This is a genomic window from Vibrio crassostreae, assembly GCF_041439375.1.
In the GTDB taxonomy this organism is placed as follows: Bacteria; Pseudomonadota; Gammaproteobacteria; order Enterobacterales; family Vibrionaceae; genus Vibrio; species Vibrio crassostreae_D.
This window is the reverse complement of the sequence record NZ_JBGONY010000021.1, coordinates 26420-46027: the sequence shown is the minus strand read 5'-3', so window position 1 is coordinate 46027 and position 19608 is coordinate 26420. Positions and strand designations below refer to the sequence as shown.

Sequence of the window (19608 nt, the reverse complement as noted above, 5' to 3'; positions counted from 1 at the left end):
GGAAACCTCTCATGTGCCTCAGGTAACTGAGGCACATGATTAGTGACTAGTTCTAGCGAAGGTGCAAGTAGAAGGGAGAGAAGGTATCAATAACATCAACGAGTCGTTGAAGTTGGTTGATGTCTCCCTTGGTCGCTGTGGCGGTTGATTCTGCCACATTGATGTCTTTCACTAAGAACAAGTGAACAAGATCTTTCTTCGTCATTTCAATCGTAAGCTCGGCATCATCCGAACTGAACCCATTGTCGACTGCCATGGTTCGGTTTGAGATGTTAACCAAATACGGGCTGCCATCGACGACTAGGTTGATCATGTGGCTTTCATTTGTTGTAAGCTGTTCAGCCATCAAACGTGTCGGAATCAGTGACATCACATCATTGGTTGGAGCATCGACAAACTTGCTGGCATCGCCAAAGAAGTTCATCGTATCAAGCACGCCGTCTAGTTCACCGCGCAGTTCAGCTGCACCAGTTAATGCCCAGTGACGCCAACCCGGAGTTGATTGTTCCCAGCCCCAACGTTCAAGTGCGACCGCTTTTTGTCCGCGAGCATACATATCGCCATGATCGACGCGAATAACGTGAGTCAAAATTTGCATTGCTTCACCATAATGCTGTTGTTCAATTAAACGGTCTGCGGCTTTTTTGATTGCGTCAGAGCCTCCCATCATGTCGACATAAAGTTGCGCCATATCTTTGTGGGCAGGTTTAGCAAACTCACTTGCATCACCGTTAAACCATCCTACGTTCCCTGCATAAATATTAGCGACGTTTTGATACTCAGAACCGCGCAATGGACGCAAGTAATCGTGATCTTTGAGCTCTTCAGGCAAACGGATGTTGTCTGAAAGTTCGTGCATCGTATAGCCTTTGTTGATGTAACGAACCGTTTGATCTTGCATGTAACGTAATGAGTCTGCGTAAGCCTTCATCACGTCTTCAACACGCTCGGTATTCACAGCTGAACGGCCGTGATGCAATGATAGAGATTTCGGCTGATAGCGACGCATGCGGTCTATTGAGTCAGCCCACTCAAGGCCGTCACGGTATTCTGCACCTCGAATGGTGTAGAGGTTCGGAATGGTTTCGCCTTGAATTGTATCGCCACCGACCATGTCACCTGTTTCATGAATGTAGAGTGCGACGCCATCTGGGGCTTCTCCCGGGGTATGGAAAAACTCTAATGTTAAGCCGTCGACTTTCATGATCATCAGGTCGTCGACCAAGATGTTAGGTGCAAAGAAGGATTTGTTTTTTGATTGCATAACGATGTCTGACGGGTAGCCGACACCTTGGTTTACCCCTTTATCATAGTCATTGTTGTGAGGGATAAACGCGCCAAAGGCATACGCAGTTCTAATTGATTGCTGATTCAGATAAATACCAGACTCTTCGTTCATTTTCTTTTGGAAATCAGCATGTGCGATCACGTTAATTTTACCGGTTTCAAAATCTTCACGTGTTGCTAGGCCTTCTGTCCCCGCCCATTGATCTGGATGGTGGTGGGTATAGAAAATAGTATGGACTTCACGCGTGTCACCCGTAGCTTCACGATAAGCGGCAAGCATCGCTGCTGCGGTTTCTGCCGTTGAGCCTGCATCAGCAATGATTAGCCCTTTGTCGCCTTGAATAAAGGTGATAGAAGCACCTTCAAAACCAAAGGCGTTGTACATGCGATCGGATAATTTGAAGATCACAGGGTTTGTCATTGCTTCTTCCATTGCCGCAAGCTCTGGGTGGCTCTTGCCTTCTTGAAGTGCTTTTTCCATGCTCTCCTTGTCGTACTCAGGTGTGAACAAGGGCTCTCCTCTCCAGATTATTTCTGGAAATGAACCAGCCAACTCTGTTGACGCTTTGTCTCCAAGAGGAAAGTAGCTTTGTTGTTCCGCAGATTGATTTGGGTTAAGAAACTCAATGCCATTGACCTTTGGATCATAATTACTTGAGAGAACAACATCATATTGACTCATGTCGAAGGAGTGGTCGTGGTCACCATGTGTTAAGCGTTCAGAAGCATCATGAGAGTGTGAATGAGCCATCGCACTGAAAGAAGCGACGATAGATAAAGCAATGATGGTTTTTTTCATAGTTGTACCCAGGTTCTGTAATTTCGTTTGAATCAGATTCAGAATCTATCCTGTTTCGTAATTCTTCAAAAAGTTGAAGGAAAACGAGGCATATATAATGCGCCGTTGATGACGATATCTTAGGCAGATCTTGAAAATTGAACCATTGGGTAAGAGCTATGAATTGCATAGATTTTAACTATGCAAAGCAAGGTTTTGATGAGGTTTATAACTTATATACTCATTTGTATAGTTATAATTTATTTCAATAATTGGGGGAGAGGTACTTTTTTATGTGCTCACGAGCCAGAGCATGTTGTTGGTCATGTAGGCTTCGTTTGTGATAAATCATTCGCATTTCATAGTCGCGCAGTGCAAACGGCGGTTTTAATACTTTTAACCCTAACTCTTCAGCCAAACCAAACATCGACTCACTCACGATGCAAACCGCATCGGAGTTGCGAGCGTTCAGTAGGAGGTTCGATTGCCCCGAGACTTCGCGAACTACATTACGATTAAATGTCTCTTCTGTTCGAGTTTCAAGCGCACTCACATTTTTATTTTTTAGGCGCAACATGATGTGTTCGGCATTTTTGAATTGCTCAAGTGTAATGTTACTATCGATGGTGGGATGATCTTTTCGGCATGCCAAGGCGAGTTTTTGAGAACCAATAGACTCGACGATAAATGAGTGGTCTGTAACGGAGATATCGTCGACGATAATATCCACTTCACCTGTTCGTAACTGGTCTAAAATACTGTACTCAACGGCGGGTGTTTCAATGAAACAGGCCCCATTAAGGTCAGGAATCGACTGCATAACCACTTCTGGACAGCATATTTTGAGCTTTCTTTCTTCTTGAAATACTGAATCGAGTCGACCCAATATTTCTCGACACTGTTCTGCAAGGTAATGCGCTTCTTCAGTCGGTTGGATGGAACGACTTGTTCGATGAAACATGACTTTACCACTTTGCTCTTCAAAGTTTTTTATGGCCGCAGTCATCGATGGCTGAGTCATATTCATATGTTCTGCCGCTTTAGAAATACTCTTAAAGTCATAGGCTGCCAGAAAGTGTTTTATCAGGTTTAAATTCATAACGATTAGGCCCTGTGGTAAAGAGATTAAGTGGCTTGAATATGGTTCTATGGTTGAAGCGAGTGAGTCACCGTATCAAGTTTTAGCTTAAATTATGTGTTGAAAACATGCGCTATATATTTGTAATAAAACACACTTTTTTACCAAAAGATGAAACAGAGATATGATGACTGAAAATTGAGCAATTCAAGGAGTGTTCATGAAACAAGTAGGAAGCACTATTATCCAACCTTTTCACAAAGCCACCTGCCACTGTGGTGCAATCGAACTAGAACTCAGCCTACCTAACGGAATAGAAAAGCCACGCCGTTGTGATTGCTCTATCTGCCGTCGCAGGGGAGCGATTGTGGGCTCTGTGGCGCTAGATGGCATCAAGATCCTCAAAGGTGCGGAGCATCTTAAGCTTTATCAATTCAATACCAAAACCGCGAAGCATTACTTCTGCTCAAACTGCGGTATCTATACCCATCATCAACGTCGCTCCAGTCCAAATGAATATGGATTCAACATTGGTTGTTTAGAAGGGGTGAACCCTTTTGATATTGGTGATGTGGTGACCAATGATGGTGTTAATCATCCTGCTGATCGTTAATTTATTGAGCATGAAAAAGGGAAGGGATTATGTCTGAATATGGTGCGGTTGTTCGTTGGCAAAAAGCGGAAGATGAGGTCTTTAGCGACAATCAATATAGCCGAGGCCATACATGGGAATTCGATGGTGGTGTTTCTGTACCTGCTTCGTCCTCTCCACACGTTGTGCCACTACCGTTGTCAGTTGAAGCGAATGTTGACCCAGAAGAAGCCTTTATTGCGGCACTTTCTAGCTGTCATATGCTGACCTTTTTGGGTATCGCGGCTAAACAGAAGTACGTGATCGACTCTTATGTGGATGATGCGATCGGAGTCCTTGAAGAAGATGAGTCAGGTCGTTCGTCCGTTACTACAGTGACACTGCGCCCGAAGATTGTGTTTATTGGTAGCAAGGTTCCAACCAGTGCTCAACTCGACAAGTTGCATCACTTAGCGCACAAGAATTGTTTTATCGCGAATTCGGTTAAGACCGAGATAAAGGTCGAGATGCGAGACTAATTTTTATTTTCAGATTTTTTTCTAAAAGCTTCGTCTTTTTGATTTCGCCATCGTCTTAAGGGCATTCATGCAATCCCAATGATTGTAAAAAAGACTGAAAGAATTATTTGAGGAAACCTTCATGACAGCGTTTGAGAGTACATCGAACTATGGTGAAAATGCGTTTATCAAAAGCAAACCAGAGATGCTAGAGAGCATTTACAACACCACCGGTGTATTCCCATATTGGGTTGCCGACATGGATTTTCAGGTAGCGGAACCGATCACTCAAGAGCTTAATCGCTTGGTTGAACGCGGTGTGTACTCTTATGAATTTCATGAGCAAGCGGTGTTTGAAGTGCTGTCGCAATGGTATTCAAAGCGTCATGGTTTAAACCTTTCTGTGGACAAGTTTGTGCAAGTGCCGGGTGTGCTTTCCGGTATCGCGTTGCTACTGCACCAGTTCACCAACGAAGGTGATGGAGTGCTTATCCATACGCCAGCGTATCACCAGTTTTCTAACTTGGTGAACAAGGCTAATCGTCAGGTAGTGAAGAGCCCACTCATCAATGATGAGCAAGGTTACCGCATTGATTTCGATGGTATGGAACAGCAGATCATCGAACACAAAGTTAAAACGATGATTTTCTGTAATCCACATAACCCAACAGGTCGCGTGTGGACGCCGCAAGAAGTGACACAGGTTATCGAGATTGCTAAGCGTCATGATGTGTTGATCATCAGTGATGAAATCCACTCAGACATTATCTTTGAAGGTCACGCTTTCACGAGCTTGACCAGCTTTGATTACGACAAGGTCATCACCTTGATTGGCTCTCCGGCCAAAACCTTCGGTATGCACAGCATCTCAAACGGCTATGTGTACACGAACAACAATGAGCTATTTGAAGCGTTCAAAGCTAACGTAGCGGCGATGTATCTTGACCATGGTAATGCCTTGACCACGTTTGCGACCATTGCCGCCTTTGAAAAGGGTGAAGAGTGGCTAGACGGCATGTTGGTGTATCTGCAAGACACGGTTAAGTGGATCTCTGAGTTTGCTGCGCAGCGCATCCCTCAATTGAAAGTGTTCCAACCGCAAGGCACTTATCAAGTGTGGTTTGATTTCTCTGAGTTAGGTTTCTCGGAAGAAGAGTTAAAGAACGTGGTGTTTGAGCAAGCTAAAATGGGGTTAACGCCGGGCGGCTGGTTTGGCGCTGAGAGTTATCATTTTATGCGAATGAACATCGCCACTTCGCGTGACAATATTGAGCAATCATTTACTGCGTTGGCTGATGCGATTGATTGCTTTGAGCGAGGCTCTGTGGTGAACTCAAATTGTTGCGATAAAGGCAATTCTAAAAGCTGCTGCTAAACCTTAAGGATAAACGGCAAGCGTTGAAATCAGAACGCATAACGGCACAGCTTTAAAATCCGATTAGAATAAAATAACCGCGAGTCTGCATAGCGCATGACTGGCGGTTTTTTTGTGTCTGTGTAATCCTACTCATGGTTTTATTGAGTTGTGATTGAAGTGCTGAGTTGCGAGTACTGGCGCTTTAATGATTGATAGAGATTGGTTGGCAGAGAGTTATGTTTAGCGTCCCACTGAATAGTTTTGTACATCGTGTGAGTGATAAAAGCCAAGTGATGGCGAATGCGACTGAGTGTGGATGCCAGTTGAAGCGAGTTCGTCGTTCACGCAATTGGTTATTAGTGGCTCAAGAGCAGCAACTCATTGAATTTAAAACCCTACTCACCCACGAAAAAGACGGTTGGATCGCCATTGCGATAGACAAAGTACTACCTAAACCTGTGGTGTGTTTGGCTTCGCTATTAGAAGCAACACCTACGATGACGGTCGCTCAGTTGGTGATGGAATCTGGATGTTCAATGGCAGAAGCAAGGCGTGCTATTGATGAACATGAAGGGTTATAAACGCGAGCATTAAGTATGCCGGTCGTGTTGTAAAAAGAGAATCGCGAGCAGCAAAAAGCCCGTAACGATATTACGTTTTTCAGCGGAATATCGTTACGGGCTTTATCATCTGTGTTGCATTAAGCTAAGCCACGTGGCTCGGTTAAGAGTTCGCTACTTTTACACGAATCGTGTTTTTGCCAAGCTTAGTCATGTTCAGCTTGTTTAGTGCTGCTTTAGCTTCTTCGTGCTCTGGCATTTCAACAAAAGCAAAGCCTTTTGAGTCGCCAGTTTCTTGGTCTAAAACTAGGCTGCACTCTTTTACTGAACCGAACTCAGAAAATAGCACACGGATGTCTTGCTCAGAAGTAGAGCGCGATAGGTTACGAACTAGAAGTTTCATAATAAACCTTGAATATGAATTTACGCCGAGTATTGTCGCACATTTTTGTGCCCACCCTGACATAATAATTTGAGATCACGCTTGCTTGGTTTTATTACGCAGAGCCAGCGCTTTTGAGTAGTCAAACGTGATTATTCGTCGTCGAACTGTTTGATGGTGAACGCATCTTCGATTCGGTTAAGCTCTTCTTGTTCTTTTACTCGCTTCTCTTCTTGAAGAGTCGCTCTCGTTTCGTTGAAACGTTTTTTCTCTGACTTAGTCAGGAATTTTACAGCTTTTTTGTTGGTCAGTGCGTAAGCAACTACGTCTTCACCTTTTTCTCTGCGGTCGTTTACGCGTTGTGAGAAACGTTCATTATCGCGAGCTTTACGCTCCGCTGAGGTCAACTTGCTCATGCTTTAAAGCCTTTTCAATTATTCATGGTAGGGAATCTACGCTAAGCGAAACAAACAGGAACTACTGAGTATGAGTCTAGCCCATTTGTATGCTGGTGGCGCATCTTAGCACAGAGGCTTGAGCATACAGGTATGCTATTCGAGGGATTAAACAAAACAGCCCACAATTTTCGTTATGGGCTGTTACGTACTGTAGTTGTAGTTGTAGTTATTGCTTTGAAGCTGACAGTCAGAAACGGCAGTTAAATCAAATCTTCTCGATGTATAAGATGACCTCTCCCACTTTAAAGCCAAACTTGGACATCTCAGTTTTGTTGAACAAGCGTTTGTCGTCCATTAAGAACATCCAATCATCGAGCACCACCTCATAAGTGCTGCCGTCTACTTGGATTTCTAGGTCATATTTCCAATACAGAGCCGAACCTTGGGTCTCGCCATAGGCAGTACCCACTACATCATTGGCAGTGCCTGAATAGGTGTTTTCACCGGTTTTTATCAGATTCCAAACGCGAGTTGAGCGCTCGCCATCAGCAAAAGAGAACCACTCTTTTATCTCTCCGTTGTCACCGTCCCAAGTCGCGATAAGTTTGGCATCAAAGCGGCGCAGTAGGTTACCAGAGCGGTCGAGTACCATGCCGTAGGCCATTAGCTCGCCATTAAAAAAGGTTTCAAGTTTGAGCTCTGGCGTAGTGTCTACGTGATCTTTTAAACTTGCAGAGCCACATCCAGCTAGCCAAGTGAGAGAAAGCAGTGTCAGAGCGAATTTTATCATTGTTGTTTTTGGATTCATTTATTTAAACCTAATAGTTGTTTGCGAAGACCGGGCTCGGATGTGTTTTCAGATAACCAGATCGCTAAGAAGGCCTCACCAAATTGTTTGTCTTGGATTACCCCAATTGGTTGCTCATCAAAGTAAAAGCGGCTGACATTATCTTCAGCTACGCGAATCGTGAGAGTGCTTCCTGCTTCTACGTTTGGCCACATCGCGTACAACGGCTTCAACCAACGTTGAATGTTGATGTTAGAGTAGCCAAGCTTGTTCCATTGATCTTCGGTTGCATCGACTAAGTCTTTGCTATCGATAGCGCGGTAATATTCAAGCTTGAGTGCGCGCTCGGAATTGGTTGGTGTGGCATAGAATTCAGCAGAGTAGAGTGTCCAAAATAGGTAACTCATTTCGCCTTGGCCGCGTTTATTTAAGTCATCGACGGCTGAGGCTTTTGCGCTTCCGGTAAATAGAAGCGCTGCAAGGATTAGCGATAAAGTGATGAAGGCGAAGAGTTTGTTTTTTAGTTGTTGATGAGCGCGAACAATAACGCTCTCAGGTTTGAACGTTTGTCTCGGGTTGCGTGGATAAGCCATAAGTCACCTCGATAATGCCATTTTAGGTTGTACTAAGTTGGAGTAGGCGGCCACCAGTAAGGGCAACAAAATCCCCCAGCTTATTGCAAGGGCAGCAACTACCGATGCATCTGGCCAAGTAGTCAGAAGGGCACCTGCTTTGATGCCTCCCCAATAACTACTAGTACCTGCTACGAACCCTATGACAAACAGGATCACTTTCGAGCATTTTAAAAGCCAATTTAGGCTGTGATTGAAGCTGATTAAAAACATGACCCACAGGCATACAAGCCACACTGGGAATATGGTTTGATTGGCGATATCAGGATCAACAGCGAACACGCCAAAATGAAGCATCAAGCTATCGAGCAGTAGCCCCAAAGGTAACAAACAGAGCATTTTGAGATCGCTATTGCGAGTCGGAGAAAGAAGGAAATGGACAATCACGATCAGTGGTGTGACGAACGGGGCTTGCGCTGTAAAGAAGGCGCTGCAAACCCAGGTCGCTTGAAACAGTACGAGATTAATAATCCAAAACCGTTTCATCTTTTGCTCCAAAGTAACGAGGTTTTCTTGCGACTAAATGGTGAGTACTGATCACTCGCTCTTTGAATGCACCTTCACAGTAACAGAAGTAGAAGATCCATAAGCGCTTAAACTCTTCTGAATAGCCGAGAGACTCTAGTTCTTCCCAACTATTTTCAAAGGCGATGTTCCAGTCGTTAAGCGTTCGAGCATAGTGCAGACCAATGTCGTCAATTTCTTGAACCACAAGATCTGTACTAGTCGCAAGGTGTTGGGTCATCACTGAAACCGAAGGTAAACAACCGCCGGGGAAGATGTACTTCTGAATAAAGTCAACGCCCTTACGGTATTTATCGTAACGGCTGTCAGCAATCGTAATTGCTTGAATCAGCATCTTGCCTGAGGGCTTGAGTAGCGACGAACATTTTTCAAAGAAGGTTTGTAGATATTCATGGCCGACCGCTTCTATCATCTCGATAGAGACCAACTTGTCATACTCTCCTGTAAGGTTGCGATAATCCTCTTTAAGCAGGGTGATTTTGTCGGTTAAACCAAGTGCTTTGACTCTCTGTTCTGCAAGTGCGTGTTGGGCATCTGATATTGTGGTTGTGGTGACATGACAACCGTAGTGCTGCGCCATAAAGATGGCTAAGCCGCCCCAACCTGTGCCTATCTCGACCACGCTATCTTTCTCAGACAGTTCTAGTCGCTCACAGATGGTTTTCATTTTGTTTTGTTGAGCCTTCGACAAGGTTTCTGCGTCTTCGCTGTAGATAGCGGAAGAGTACTGCATCGAGCTATCTAAGAAGCGCTCATACAGCTCGTTGCCAATATCGTAGTGGGCGAGAATGTTGCGCTTGGAGCCTTGTTCGGTGTTGGCATTCTTACGACGCAGCAAGAGGTTTTTGATGCGAGAAATCCACTGTGTCTTGTCATCAAGTTCATCCAATTGGGCTTGGTTACGAGCCATGATTTGAATCACACGCGTCAGATTTGGACTGGTCCATTTGCCATCGATATAGGCTTCAGATGCCCCAATGCTGCCGTCAATCACGACATCTCTAAAAAAGGTCGCATCATGAATCACGATTCGACCTTTCAGTTCGGCTTCTCGATCACCAAATACTGAATGCTGGTCGCGCTCAATGATCTCAAGCGTCGCGAATTGTAGGCTTTCTAATACCTTGAAAATTAAAGCTCGATATTTACAGTTGCTTGAAACAGCAACGGCTTTAGCTTGTTGTTCAATATTGTTGTTTTGTTTGGCAAGCTGTTCCATGTAAACCTCGCTGATAACTCATTCTAATATTTTGTGCCAACTAAGCTGAGTTTTGCTCCTTGGTTGGAGCGAACCCAAGCTAGAATTGATTTCTGTTTTAAGCGCTTAAGATGTTGAGTCTGGATGCGCCACAAACGGTACTTTTTTCAGGAATAATTTGAGAGCCTGATAATAAATTCCCATCACGACTTTTATCGTCATCGCCGGAATCTTGAACACCGTCCGTCTAATGTTTATCTTGGTTACTGACTGTTTGGTCAGGGCCAGTGTCGCATCGAAAAGCTTGTTGTCTCGGCGGCTTTCGATGTGAACTAACGTGCGTTTCGCTGGTGGCTTAATCTTCCAAAAATAAGTCATGTTCAAATCCATGAACGGCGAAACGTGAAACTCTTTTTTTACCTTCAACTCTTGGTGCATGTCGATCAGATAGTAGTGTCTTTCTCGCCAAGGCGTGTTACTCACTTCTGCCAGCATGTATTTACAATCTCCAGTTTCGTCATAGCAGAAGAAACAGTTGATTGGGCTGAAATAGATGCCTAAGCAGCGGCACTGAGCCAGCATCGTCACACGGTTTGAATCAGACCAAACCCCACCAAGTTGTTGCACTTTGGAAGCTATACGTTGCTTAAGTGATTTTGGTTCATTTGTAGTGACATTTTGTTTTTTTTCAGTGAGATAATCCGATTCTACAAAGCGAATCGGGTTATACCATCGAGTGCCGAACAGCGCACTGCGCGCTGTGGTTTGGGGCAGCTCATCAAGATCTAACCCCATCATATACAGCTGATAACTGAACTCATGTGTGATGTTGCCAAAGCGACGATGTCTGACGTTACCCCAATAGATACCGCTAAGTTCTTCACTCTTTTCGGATGCGATCCCCATCTCGGGTGTCAGGGTTTGGCTGCTCATTGCGCTGAACTCGTACTCAAATCCAAACCGAAGCGTTTGGTCACATCGAGTGCACTGTGGACACCGTCTTCATGGAACCCGTTATACCAATAAGCACCAGCAAAGTGAGTCTGGTTTCTACCACAAATCTGCTCACGCTTGTGCTGAGCTTCGACCGTGTTCGAGTTAAGTACCGGGTGATGATAAACAAAGCTGCGAATGATTTTCTCTGGGTTGATGCTTTCGCTTTGATTCAAGGTGACACAGAAGGTGTCTTGGCTTTCGATGCCTTGCAGGATGTTCATGTTGTAAGTCACACAGGCTGGTCGTTTACTGTCGCCATCTAACATGTAGTTCCAACTTGCCCAAGCCAGCTTTCTGTCTGGTAATAAGCGTGTATCGGTGTGCAGAACCACTTCATTGCGGCTGTAAGGGATCTCGCCCAGTACCTGTTGCTCTTGTTCTGTCGCATCACCAAGCAGACGTAAGGCTTGGTCTGAGTGACAGGCAAAGATTACTTCGTCGAAGTTTTGCGTGCTGCCATCTTCAAATTCAACCGTGCCCCCCGTTTCTTGGCGAGTGACTTGTTTAATCGATGTATTCAGTGCAACAGGCTTACTCAAGCGTGAAAGGATAATTTCAACGTAAGAGCGTGAACCTTTTGGAATCACATACCACTGAGGGCGGTTCGCGATATCGAGCAATCCGTGGTTGTAGAAAAACTGAATAAAGAATTTCAGCTCAAACTCTTCCATTTCCTCTAAGCTTGTCGACCAAATAGCCGCGCCCATCGGCAGAATGTAGTGCTGACTGAAAAAATCTGAAAATTGATTATCGCGTAGGAAACTGCCAAGGGTAACGTCTGGTGTGAATTCATTACTTTCAAACTGAGCCTTACACAGTTTGTTGAACTTGAGAATGTCAGACACTAAAGACCAGAACTGAGGTTTGAAGATGTTACTCCTTTGTGCGAATAACGAATTAATGCTATGGCCGTTGTACTCAAACCTAGTAGTGGTGTTGTGGACGCTGAAGCTCATCTCTGTAGGTTGCCTTTCGACACCGAGTTGTTCCAGGAGCTGATTGAAATTCGGGTAGGTTCGATCGTTGAATACGATGAAACCTGTATCTATCGAAAACGCCGAGCCTTGATGTTCAATATCAACGGTCGCGGTGTGGCCCCCAACATAATCATTCTTTTCGAATACCGTTACGTCGTGGTGCTTATCTAATATGTGTGCGCAAGTGAGTCCAGAGATACCTGACCCGATAATGGCGATTTTCTTCATTGTTATACCATCCTTGAAGCGAGTTTTTGCCAAACTGGAGTTGGAAGTATTCTTAGTAGCTTCATCAACATGATGAATCGTCTTGGGAAATCGATTTCACTCTTTCCTTGAGCAATACCATTTACGATTCTTTGAGTTGCGGCCTCACTACTAATAATCATAGGCATAGCGAACGTATTTCGCTCGGTTAATGGCGTTTCAACAAAGCCAGGGTGCACAATGGATACATGAATGTTGTGCGTTGCCAGATCAACCGAAAGTGTTCTGCCTAAGTAGGTGAGGGCTGCCTTTGAAGCGCCATAAGCCTCGGCTCTAGGTAAAGGTAAAAAGCTGGCGCTGGAGCTGACTATAACCAAACGGCCGCCGGGCTTGATGTTTTTTAACCAGGCTTTAAGGGCGTAGCCAATTGAAATTAGGTTTATGTTGATGACGCGCTCGAAAAGTTCGGCATCAAAATTCAATGGGTCGTCGATGTATTCACAATCACCCGCATTTAGAATCAGCAGATCGAGCGGCTTGTCTTGGTCGAGTTCTGGGAAGTTGTGGTAATCGGTCAGATCGAAACAGAGCGGTGAAATGGATGAATGTGCGATGTCTGTATCGTGAGAATCAACTAAGGCCTGCAGTTTGTCTGGGTTGCGGCCACAAGCAATCACCTGATGCCCTTGCTGAGCGTAATCTTTAGCGAGGGATTGGCCGATACCTGAGGTCGCGCCTGTAATCATAATACGCATTATCGGCTCGCTCTCTTTTTGATGGATTTAATCGCGCAGCCCAGTACTGGAATGTGTTCATACAACATAGAACCGACGTCGAGGTAGTCTCTGTGGTAAATCACCTGACCGTCGAACATCTTGAGGTGGCTGTGTCCTTGTACTTCGATCGGCTTTTGCCCATTTAGTTGCTTGTGAGCAAATTGCATCGTCCAGTAAACCGAAGCTTCATCGTTCACTTCGAAAGTGTGTTCAATGTGGAAGTAACAGCTCGTCACTTGGGTGTAGAGGTTCTCGAAGTAGTGAGTAAGCGCAGAAATACCGCTGACATGGTGCAGCGGATCTTGGAATTCAATATCAGGGTGATAAACCGTCTTCAGCACGTCGAAATTGTCTGTTCCGAGTTCTCGATACATGTTGAGAAAGTTATCAAGCCATAGAGAGTTATCCATAATATTCACTCTAATTATTTGAAGAAGGCTAAGGCTCTCAATCGTGCTTGTTTGTGCTCAACGATGGGTTGCCAGTATTCGCTGTCTATCCCGTTTTTAGCGATAAAGTCATGTGGAAAATGTACATGCTTATCAGGGATGTTTTGCAGCTCTGGTATGTACTTACGAATAAAAATTCCTTTTGGATCAAACTTTTCACTCTGGGTGATTGGATTGAAAATTCGAAAGTAAGGTTGAGCATCGCAGCCAGTACTTGAAGCCCACTGCCAGCCACCGTTGTTGGCGCTAAAGTCACCGTCGATAAGGTGCGACATAAAGAAACGCTCGCCCCAGCGCCAGTCAATAAGCAGGTGCTTGGTTAGGAAGCTTGCCACCACCATTCTTAGCCTGTTGTGCATCCAGCCCGTTTCAACCAGTTGACGCATGGCTGCATCAACCAATGGATATCCGGTTTTTCCTTCGCACCATGCTTTGAAGCTAGGGTGATCTTGATACCAGTCTAATCCATTGTATTTTTGCTGAAAGTTCGCTCCTTTAACCAGTTTAGGATGGTGGAACATCAAATGCTTATAAAAATCACGCCAAATCAATTCATTAAGCCAAGAAAAGGCCGGCAGCTGAGTATCAAACAACAAATCGGGTTGTTGCTGAATCAGCTGAATCGCTAGCCAACGTGGGCTCACAGCGCCAATCGCCAAATAAGGTGATAGACCAGACGTGCCTTTTACCGAGGGAATATCTCTCAGGCGCGTGTAGTCGTTGACTTTATTGGTTAAGAAATTCGGGATCACATTGCCCAATACATCTTGGCTTAATGGCCAGCGGCTTGAATCAACACGCGGAAAGTCAAAATCATAGTCAGCGGAGATTCTTGAAGCTTTTAAGTCGTCAGGAAGTTGTGATTGTGGACGCTGAGTTTGTTGAAGCTTAGCGGGCACGATAGGAGCCGGGCTACAGATGATACCTTTCACCTGAACTTCTTTTAACCAAGCGTTCTTAAATGGCGTAAAGACTTTGAACATCTCGCCTTGTTTGTTAAGAACGCTACCTAATGGCAGCATAACGTCACAAGAGCTGATCTGAAGGTTTACCCCATTTGATATCAGTTGCTGGTCACGGGTTTGTTCATCTACCTCAGGTTCTGAATTTGCGTATAAGCACTTAGCATCAAGTTGTTCGTATAATTCGATGAGCTGTCGGGCTTGGTCATCAAAATCGCTGGCTTTGAGATGCAGCAATGAAATCCCAAACTCAGCGAGTTGGGATTCGAGCTGTTTTAGGTGACGATAAATGAAATCGGCTTTGATGGGGGCAAGTTGGTGTTGCTGCCATTGCTGTGGTGTTGAAATAAAAACGGCGATAGACACGCCGTTTTCAACTGCCGCGACGAGCGCTGGGTTATCGTGAATCCGCAGGTCTCGTCGTATCCATAGAATGTTGCTCAATATCCGTATCTCAGTTTAAGTTCTTGTGGGTGAGGATTTAGGTAAACCTGTGACTCCAAGTACTCGTTTGGGTACTCCATTAGGTAGTGGTTGATCAGTGTCAACGGCACTAGTAACGGAATTACGCCCTCTCTGAATGATGTAATTTGGCTTGAGAGTTCTTGCTTGTGAGCACTGCTCAGCTGCTTCTTGAAATAGCCTTGCAGGTGTTGCAGAGTATTGGCGTGAGTACCACGGTTGGCATGATGTGATAACGCCGTCATCAGGCCTTTAATATATTGGTCTGCAAGCTCATTAATGTCGAGTTTATTGCTCGCTAGCAGATTGCCCAAACTTTTGTAACTCTCTACGTGGTGACACATCACTAGATACTTGTGCGCACTGTGGAACTGGATAAGCTTGTGTTTTGTTACACCCTCATCCACAAGGTCGAGCCACTTTTGATAGGTGAAGACACGAGTCATGAAGTTCTCGCGCAAAATAGGGTCGTTAAGTCGCCCGTTTTCTTCAACAGGAAGTAACGGGTTAGCGTCCATGATCTGCTTAGTAAACATGCCAATACCAGTCGACTCAGAACCACGACCATGGTGGTGGTACACTTTCACTCGCTCCATACCGCAAGTTGGGCTCTTTTGGCAAACAATGAATCCAGCAATGTGCTGATTGTTCTTCGAGTAGTTTTGACCGAACTCGATTAACTCATTGGTCACATCACCAGAACCGTCTGGACGGGAGACGTGAATGATATCGTCTAACATCCGAGTCTGGCGAATAGTTGGGCGAGGCGTTGGCAGACCAACGCCCATCTCTGGACAAACTGGTTCCAACTCAACGTAATCTGCTAAGTCGTCTGTGCAGAAGCGAGAACGTTTATGGCCAGTATCGAACCGAACTTTATGACCGGCGACACATGCACTAATGCCTATTTTTATTTTCTTATCCATTGGTCAAACCCTCACGTTCATTGCTCTTTGTTATTCTTATTTTGTGCGTATTGTTGCTTATTGTGTGTTATTTTAGATCGGTTTATTTCTTTTTCTCTAGCCAACTTCTTAAGTCTTGTGATGAAGTCGGTAAATGTTTTTAAGCTAATAAATGTATTTACCAAGTGGGTTGAACAACTGGCTCACCCCTTTCGTGAAGTACAAGGCATCACTGGAAACGGTCAAGCACACACAACCTTCTTTGGTCGCAGGTTGATGAGTGTGATTGCCATCTAGCCAGATGAAGTCGCCCTTGGTGTAGACCCCCATCTCGTCTTCAAAGCTACCCTCTAAAAGAAGTGTAATTTCGAAACCTTTGTGAGTGTGGCAAGGCACTTGTCCGTTTTTATCGATATGCAGCAAACTTGTGTGATGTGCTTCGTCATCGAAATCGAGTCTTGCGCGTGAAATTTTGCCTAGGTTCATCCAATCTTTTCTCGCCACCGAGTTCAGAGCGCGAGGAATAGTGAATGTGGTATCTGCAACGGTAACTTGCTCTACCTTTGGCTCAACTTCCACTGACTGAGATAAATCAGCAGTAATCTGCTCAATTGCATCAAAGTCGAAATCCATGTCGTCCATTGAAAAGCCGCCTGACTCTTCGTTCGTGAACGCAGGTTCTTTATCAAAGGCATTGTTCGCCGCCTCAGCGGTAAGCTGCTTAACCTGCTGTTGGCAATGTTCACACAGTTCTACGTGACTAGAAACAATCAATGAAACAGAGTCTGCAAGCGTGCCATCGACAAAATCTTTCAGAATTTCAGCATTTGGGTGATGTTTAATCATGGCTTTGTTCCCCCATGTGAACCTTAAGTTTGGCTAAAGCGAGTCTTAGACGTGATTTCACGGTTCCAAGTGGGACGCCAAGTTGCTGTGCAAGCTGTTCTTGAGAGAGCTCTTGAAAGTAGACACCTTTGACAATGGTTTTCTGAGCCAGAGGCAACTTCTCTATTTGTGTCATTACGTGTCGGCTCATCAAATGATCGCCAAACGGTAATTCATCACTTTGAGATTCCGCAACCATCGCGTCAATAGGCCAGATGTCGTCTGCGATTGTCTGTTCCGCTTTGGCTTTTACTTTGCGTAACATATCAAACGCAGCATTTCGCATGACGGTGTAGACCCAAGTCGTCGCAGCGCCCTTATCTTCGTTGTAAAGGTGGGCTTTCTTCCAAACGTTAGTCATGGTGTCTTGAACCAGCTCGTTCGCAGTAGCTTCACCGCCTAACTTGCTGATTCCGAAACGCTTTATCTTGGGAGCAAAGAACTTGAACAAACAGGTAAATGCCTGCTTGTCTCTGTCTGTACCAACTAAGATCAACCAGCTTGAAAGCTCTGTTGGAACCTTGGATTCGGTCGTTGTTTTTTTGTCTGGGATAATGACATGCTCCTTGCCTTTCCCTGAACTTCTACTTTCGACTTGCATAGTAAATAACCATCATGCGAATTTGAGTGGCACTACGTGAAAGTTGAAGGCCGGGATCACTTTAATTTAAATTATTTTCCACTATACAAAATTATAGTGAAGAAAAGTGCTTATTGCCCCGTAATGATTTGATTCAAAAAAGGAACTAAAGAAGGAAAGCTAGCGGGCTCGGTGAACTCTGTTTTCTTTTCCAAAGGGATAGGCATCATTTCGAGTAGTCGCGCGCAAATCCATTGCGGGCTTTCGAAATCAGGAGTGGGGTAAAGGGTTCTTATCGAATCGTGGTCGCGAAACAACTGAACCAAAAATGCGGTAAACACGTTTGGCACTTGATATTCATGGGCTGGCCAGTGGGGCAACGAGCTGAACTTGCTTTTAATTAAGTCATCATTGTCTCGAAACGAGTCATGAAGTTGCACCAACTTTTCGCCTTCGACATCAATTTCCAATATCTGGTCATCCGACATATTGAAGTCGACGATGTTCACCTTTGTTCCCCAAGAACTGAGATGATCAGGGTTCGAGTTGTCTTGAGTGGAGATAATGAAACCATCGCTCTGCGCTGCGTGAGCAACCATCGCGAGATACTTTGGCTCAAAAATGCGCAGTCTTTGTCTACCTCCTGGGAGAAGGAAGATAGGGAGAGGAAACACAGCGAGCTCTAGAGAAGACTCTATGGGTGTTTCTGGTTCGGCGTCTGTTCGTGTGGCCTTACTAGGTGAATTCGGCACATAGTACTCTTTAATTCAAATGTGATTTTAGAAGATATACGCCGGGATAGCGGTGTTCGATCAATTCGCTTCGACTTATGTTTGCAAAGGGATAAGTATTTTGTTGCACCTGTTCATAAATTCATTGTTTTTACCTTTTCTCACACGTGTCATTAGGTAGTATATGTACAAATAGTAAGCGAATGGGTGGTCGCTAGACGATGCTTCTATCTAACGTTCCTCTATACCTAACATCGCATCAAAGGAATGGTCATGATTGTTATTTATGGTATCAAAGAGTGCTTAAATCCAATTAAGTTGCAACTATCAAACGTGTTGCAGCAGTGTTTAAACAGTGAAATGGGTTTACCTGATGACAAGCGCGCACATCGGTTTGTGCCATTGGAACGGGATGACTTCTTTTACCCGGAAGGAAGAACAGAAGCCTATACCGTCATTGAAATCAATATGATGGAAGGTCGAGCGGTGAACACCAAGAAACGCCTAATCAAGAAGATATTTTCTGAAATAGAAAAGCAGTTGGCTATCTCTCCGATTGATATTGAAATCACCATCAAAGAACAGCCATCGCACTGCTGGGGATTTCGAGGTATGACAGGCGATGAAGCTCAAGATCTTAAATATAAAGTGAAGGTCTAGGGCTTAAACTCTTAACTCTTAACTCTTAACTCTTAACTCTTAACACATAAGACTTAAGCCAACCTATCGAGTGGCGGCTTTGGAGTTTGATGCCAAAGCCGTTTTATCTCGTTCTTGACACACCTTTAAGTATCGTCACTCTCTTTTAAATACTGATGCCAATTTTCATTGATCACATCAAAATGCTCCACACAGAACTCTTTCCGATCTTTCAAATAGTCATTTTCCACTTCATCGAGCAAGTTCTTATAGGCATCAGGGTCGCTGCCATACACCAAGCATAAAGTAGAGAAGTAACGCTGCAGGTCGAAACTGTGCTCGTCGATGTATTCCCCTAAGTCGTAATATTCTGGGCGGTCTTCTGATTCGAAAGCGAACATGTCTGCTGCGCTGATCGCGGCATCGGCGCCATGTTCCACATAGTTAAGTAATAGGATGGTCGCTAGGTTGTCGACCGCATCTTCCTCTTTGCCCAAGATGGCAATCTTTTGGTCTTCAATATAAGCATGTCCTGCTTCGTGCAGCAGAGTGTGTAGTAAGGTATCGATAGCGCCAGTTTGCGCAGATTTTCCATACTCTTTTTCGTATTGGTTCTTCTCAAAGTAGTTAAGTGATTCAGCGTAAAAGCGGTAAGGGATCAGCACTTGATGGGTTTGTGGATCGTAGAGGGGCCCGTCCTCTCCGCCATATTGAATGGTTAATGGCTTCTCAAACATGAAGAGTTGGTTTGATAGATCGACCACGGTGTCATTAATGCCACTGATTTGAATCTCGCGTTTGAGCTGCTCTTCTTCGGAATTTGTCGGTGCAGAGTACTCGACGATTAGGTTATTTTGGGGTGTTTGTTCACTAGATGCATAAGTTGCGGCAAACATTGAACTCAGGGCTAGACTGTAGGTCAATATTCTTTTCAATAATGTCATCGGTTATCCTTGTGATTACGTTGC

The 19608-nt window shown here is 44.7% G+C and carries 23 protein-coding genes; 5 read left to right on the top strand and 18 right to left on the bottom strand.

Annotated features, from left to right (window positions below; genetic code table 11):
- Positions 1-52: 52 nt before the first annotated feature.
- Together ACED45_RS11135 and ACED45_RS11130 are read right to left on the bottom strand one after the other, a co-directional pair.
- Positions 53-2086, bottom strand: coding sequence for an alkyl sulfatase dimerization domain-containing protein (locus ACED45_RS11135; RefSeq protein WP_371714042.1), 2034 nt, complete (start codon positions 2084-2086; stop codon positions 53-55).
- Positions 2087-2330: 244 nt separating this feature from the next.
- Positions 2331-3164, bottom strand: a complete 834-nt coding sequence (locus ACED45_RS11130; protein ID WP_371714041.1) for a LysR family transcriptional regulator — start codon at positions 3162-3164, stop codon at positions 2331-2333.
- 199 nt (positions 3165-3363) lie between these two features.
- Here ACED45_RS11130 and ACED45_RS11125 point away from each other — a divergent pair, with 199 nt between their 5' ends.
- From ACED45_RS11125 to ACED45_RS11110, 4 genes are all read left to right on the top strand, one after another.
- The gene (locus ACED45_RS11125) at positions 3364-3756 is read left to right on the top strand and encodes a GFA family protein (protein WP_371714040.1); all 393 of its coding nucleotides are present in this window, start codon (positions 3364-3366) and stop codon (positions 3754-3756) included.
- A 29-nt stretch (positions 3757-3785) separates the two neighbouring features.
- Positions 3786-4253 carry an OsmC family protein gene (locus tag ACED45_RS11120; protein ID WP_371714039.1) on the top strand — a complete coding sequence of 156 codons (468 nt, stop codon included), beginning with the start codon at positions 3786-3788 and terminating at the stop codon, positions 4251-4253.
- A 121-nt stretch (positions 4254-4374) separates the two neighbouring features.
- Positions 4375-5607, top strand: a complete 1233-nt coding sequence (locus tag ACED45_RS11115) for a MalY/PatB family protein (RefSeq protein WP_371714038.1) — start codon at positions 4375-4377, stop codon at positions 5605-5607.
- A gap of 218 nt (positions 5608-5825) precedes the next feature.
- Complete coding sequence (locus tag ACED45_RS11110) at positions 5826-6170, top strand: ribosome recycling factor family protein (RefSeq protein WP_371714037.1); 345 nt, start codon at positions 5826-5828, stop codon at positions 6168-6170.
- Between the two features lie 142 nt (positions 6171-6312).
- Here the strand turns inward: ACED45_RS11110 and ACED45_RS11105 are convergent, their stop codons facing one another.
- From ACED45_RS11105 to ACED45_RS11035, 15 genes are all read right to left on the bottom strand, one after another.
- Entirely contained in the window at positions 6313-6552 is a 240-nt protein-coding gene (locus tag ACED45_RS11105) for an RNA recognition motif domain-containing protein (protein ID WP_017057644.1), read from the bottom strand.
- A gap of 131 nt (positions 6553-6683) precedes the next feature.
- A complete protein-coding gene (locus tag ACED45_RS11100) occupies positions 6684-6947 on the bottom strand; it encodes a hypothetical protein (RefSeq protein ID WP_017061275.1) in 264 nt (87 codons plus the stop codon).
- A gap of 247 nt (positions 6948-7194) precedes the next feature.
- Positions 7195-7737, bottom strand: coding sequence for a DUF3833 domain-containing protein (locus ACED45_RS11095; RefSeq protein ID WP_371714036.1), 543 nt, complete (start codon positions 7735-7737; stop codon positions 7195-7197).
- Positions 7734-8309 carry a chalcone isomerase family protein gene (locus ACED45_RS11090; protein WP_371714035.1) on the bottom strand — a complete coding sequence of 192 codons (576 nt, stop codon included), beginning with the start codon at positions 8307-8309 and terminating at the stop codon, positions 7734-7736. Before ACED45_RS11090 ends, ACED45_RS11095 begins: the two co-directional genes overlap by 4 nt.
- Positions 8310-8312: 3 nt before the next feature.
- Positions 8313-8834, bottom strand: a complete 522-nt coding sequence (locus tag ACED45_RS11085; protein WP_371714034.1) for a DUF2878 domain-containing protein — start codon at positions 8832-8834, stop codon at positions 8313-8315.
- Positions 8812-10092 (bottom strand): class I SAM-dependent methyltransferase, encoded by a 1281-nt coding sequence (locus ACED45_RS11080; RefSeq protein WP_371714033.1) that lies wholly within the window; start codon positions 10090-10092, stop codon positions 8812-8814. The genes ACED45_RS11085 and ACED45_RS11080 overlap by 23 nt, the downstream gene beginning before the upstream one ends.
- A gap of 105 nt (positions 10093-10197) precedes the next feature.
- Positions 10198-11004, bottom strand: coding sequence for a DUF1365 domain-containing protein (locus ACED45_RS11075; protein WP_371714032.1), 807 nt, complete (start codon positions 11002-11004; stop codon positions 10198-10200).
- On the bottom strand, positions 11001-12272 hold the full coding sequence (locus ACED45_RS11070; RefSeq protein WP_371714031.1) for an NAD(P)/FAD-dependent oxidoreductase: 1272 nt from the start codon (positions 12270-12272) through the stop codon (positions 11001-11003). The genes ACED45_RS11075 and ACED45_RS11070 overlap by 4 nt, the downstream gene beginning before the upstream one ends.
- 2 nt (positions 12273-12274) lie before the next feature.
- Complete coding sequence (locus ACED45_RS11065; RefSeq protein ID WP_371714030.1) at positions 12275-13006, bottom strand: SDR family NAD(P)-dependent oxidoreductase; 732 nt, start codon at positions 13004-13006, stop codon at positions 12275-12277.
- Positions 13006-13437, bottom strand: coding sequence for a nuclear transport factor 2 family protein (locus ACED45_RS11060; protein WP_048660595.1), 432 nt, complete (start codon positions 13435-13437; stop codon positions 13006-13008). Before ACED45_RS11060 ends, ACED45_RS11065 begins: the two co-directional genes overlap by 1 nt.
- Before the next feature lie 14 nt (positions 13438-13451).
- The gene (phrB, locus tag ACED45_RS11055) at positions 13452-14882 is read right to left on the bottom strand and encodes a deoxyribodipyrimidine photo-lyase (RefSeq protein ID WP_371714029.1); all 1431 of its coding nucleotides are present in this window, start codon (positions 14880-14882) and stop codon (positions 13452-13454) included.
- Positions 14879-15826: a YbgA family protein gene (locus ACED45_RS11050; RefSeq protein ID WP_048663947.1), complete on the bottom strand. Its 948-nt coding sequence runs from the start codon at positions 15824-15826 to the stop codon at positions 14879-14881. The genes phrB and ACED45_RS11050 overlap by 4 nt, the downstream gene beginning before the upstream one ends.
- 144 nt (positions 15827-15970) lie before the next feature.
- Positions 15971-16651, bottom strand: a complete 681-nt coding sequence (locus tag ACED45_RS11045) for a ChrR family anti-sigma-E factor (RefSeq protein WP_371714028.1) — start codon at positions 16649-16651, stop codon at positions 15971-15973.
- Entirely contained in the window at positions 16644-17291 is a 648-nt protein-coding gene (locus tag ACED45_RS11040) for a sigma-70 family RNA polymerase sigma factor (protein ID WP_371714027.1), read from the bottom strand. The genes ACED45_RS11045 and ACED45_RS11040 overlap by 8 nt, the downstream gene beginning before the upstream one ends.
- Before the next feature lie 110 nt (positions 17292-17401).
- Positions 17402-18022: an LON peptidase substrate-binding domain-containing protein gene (locus ACED45_RS11035; protein WP_371714026.1), complete on the bottom strand. Its 621-nt coding sequence runs from the start codon at positions 18020-18022 to the stop codon at positions 17402-17404.
- Positions 18023-18274: 252 nt separating this feature from the next.
- Between ACED45_RS11035 and ACED45_RS11030 the strand changes: the two genes are divergently transcribed.
- On the top strand, positions 18275-18661 hold the full coding sequence (locus tag ACED45_RS11030; protein ID WP_017070218.1) for a tautomerase family protein: 387 nt from the start codon (positions 18275-18277) through the stop codon (positions 18659-18661).
- Positions 18662-18786: 125 nt separating this feature from the next.
- On the opposite strand, the gene ACED45_RS11025 is transcribed toward ACED45_RS11030, so the two are convergent.
- A complete protein-coding gene (locus ACED45_RS11025; protein WP_371714025.1) occupies positions 18787-19584 on the bottom strand; it encodes a DUF4344 domain-containing metallopeptidase in 798 nt (265 codons plus the stop codon).
- Positions 19585-19608 lie beyond the last annotated feature (24 nt).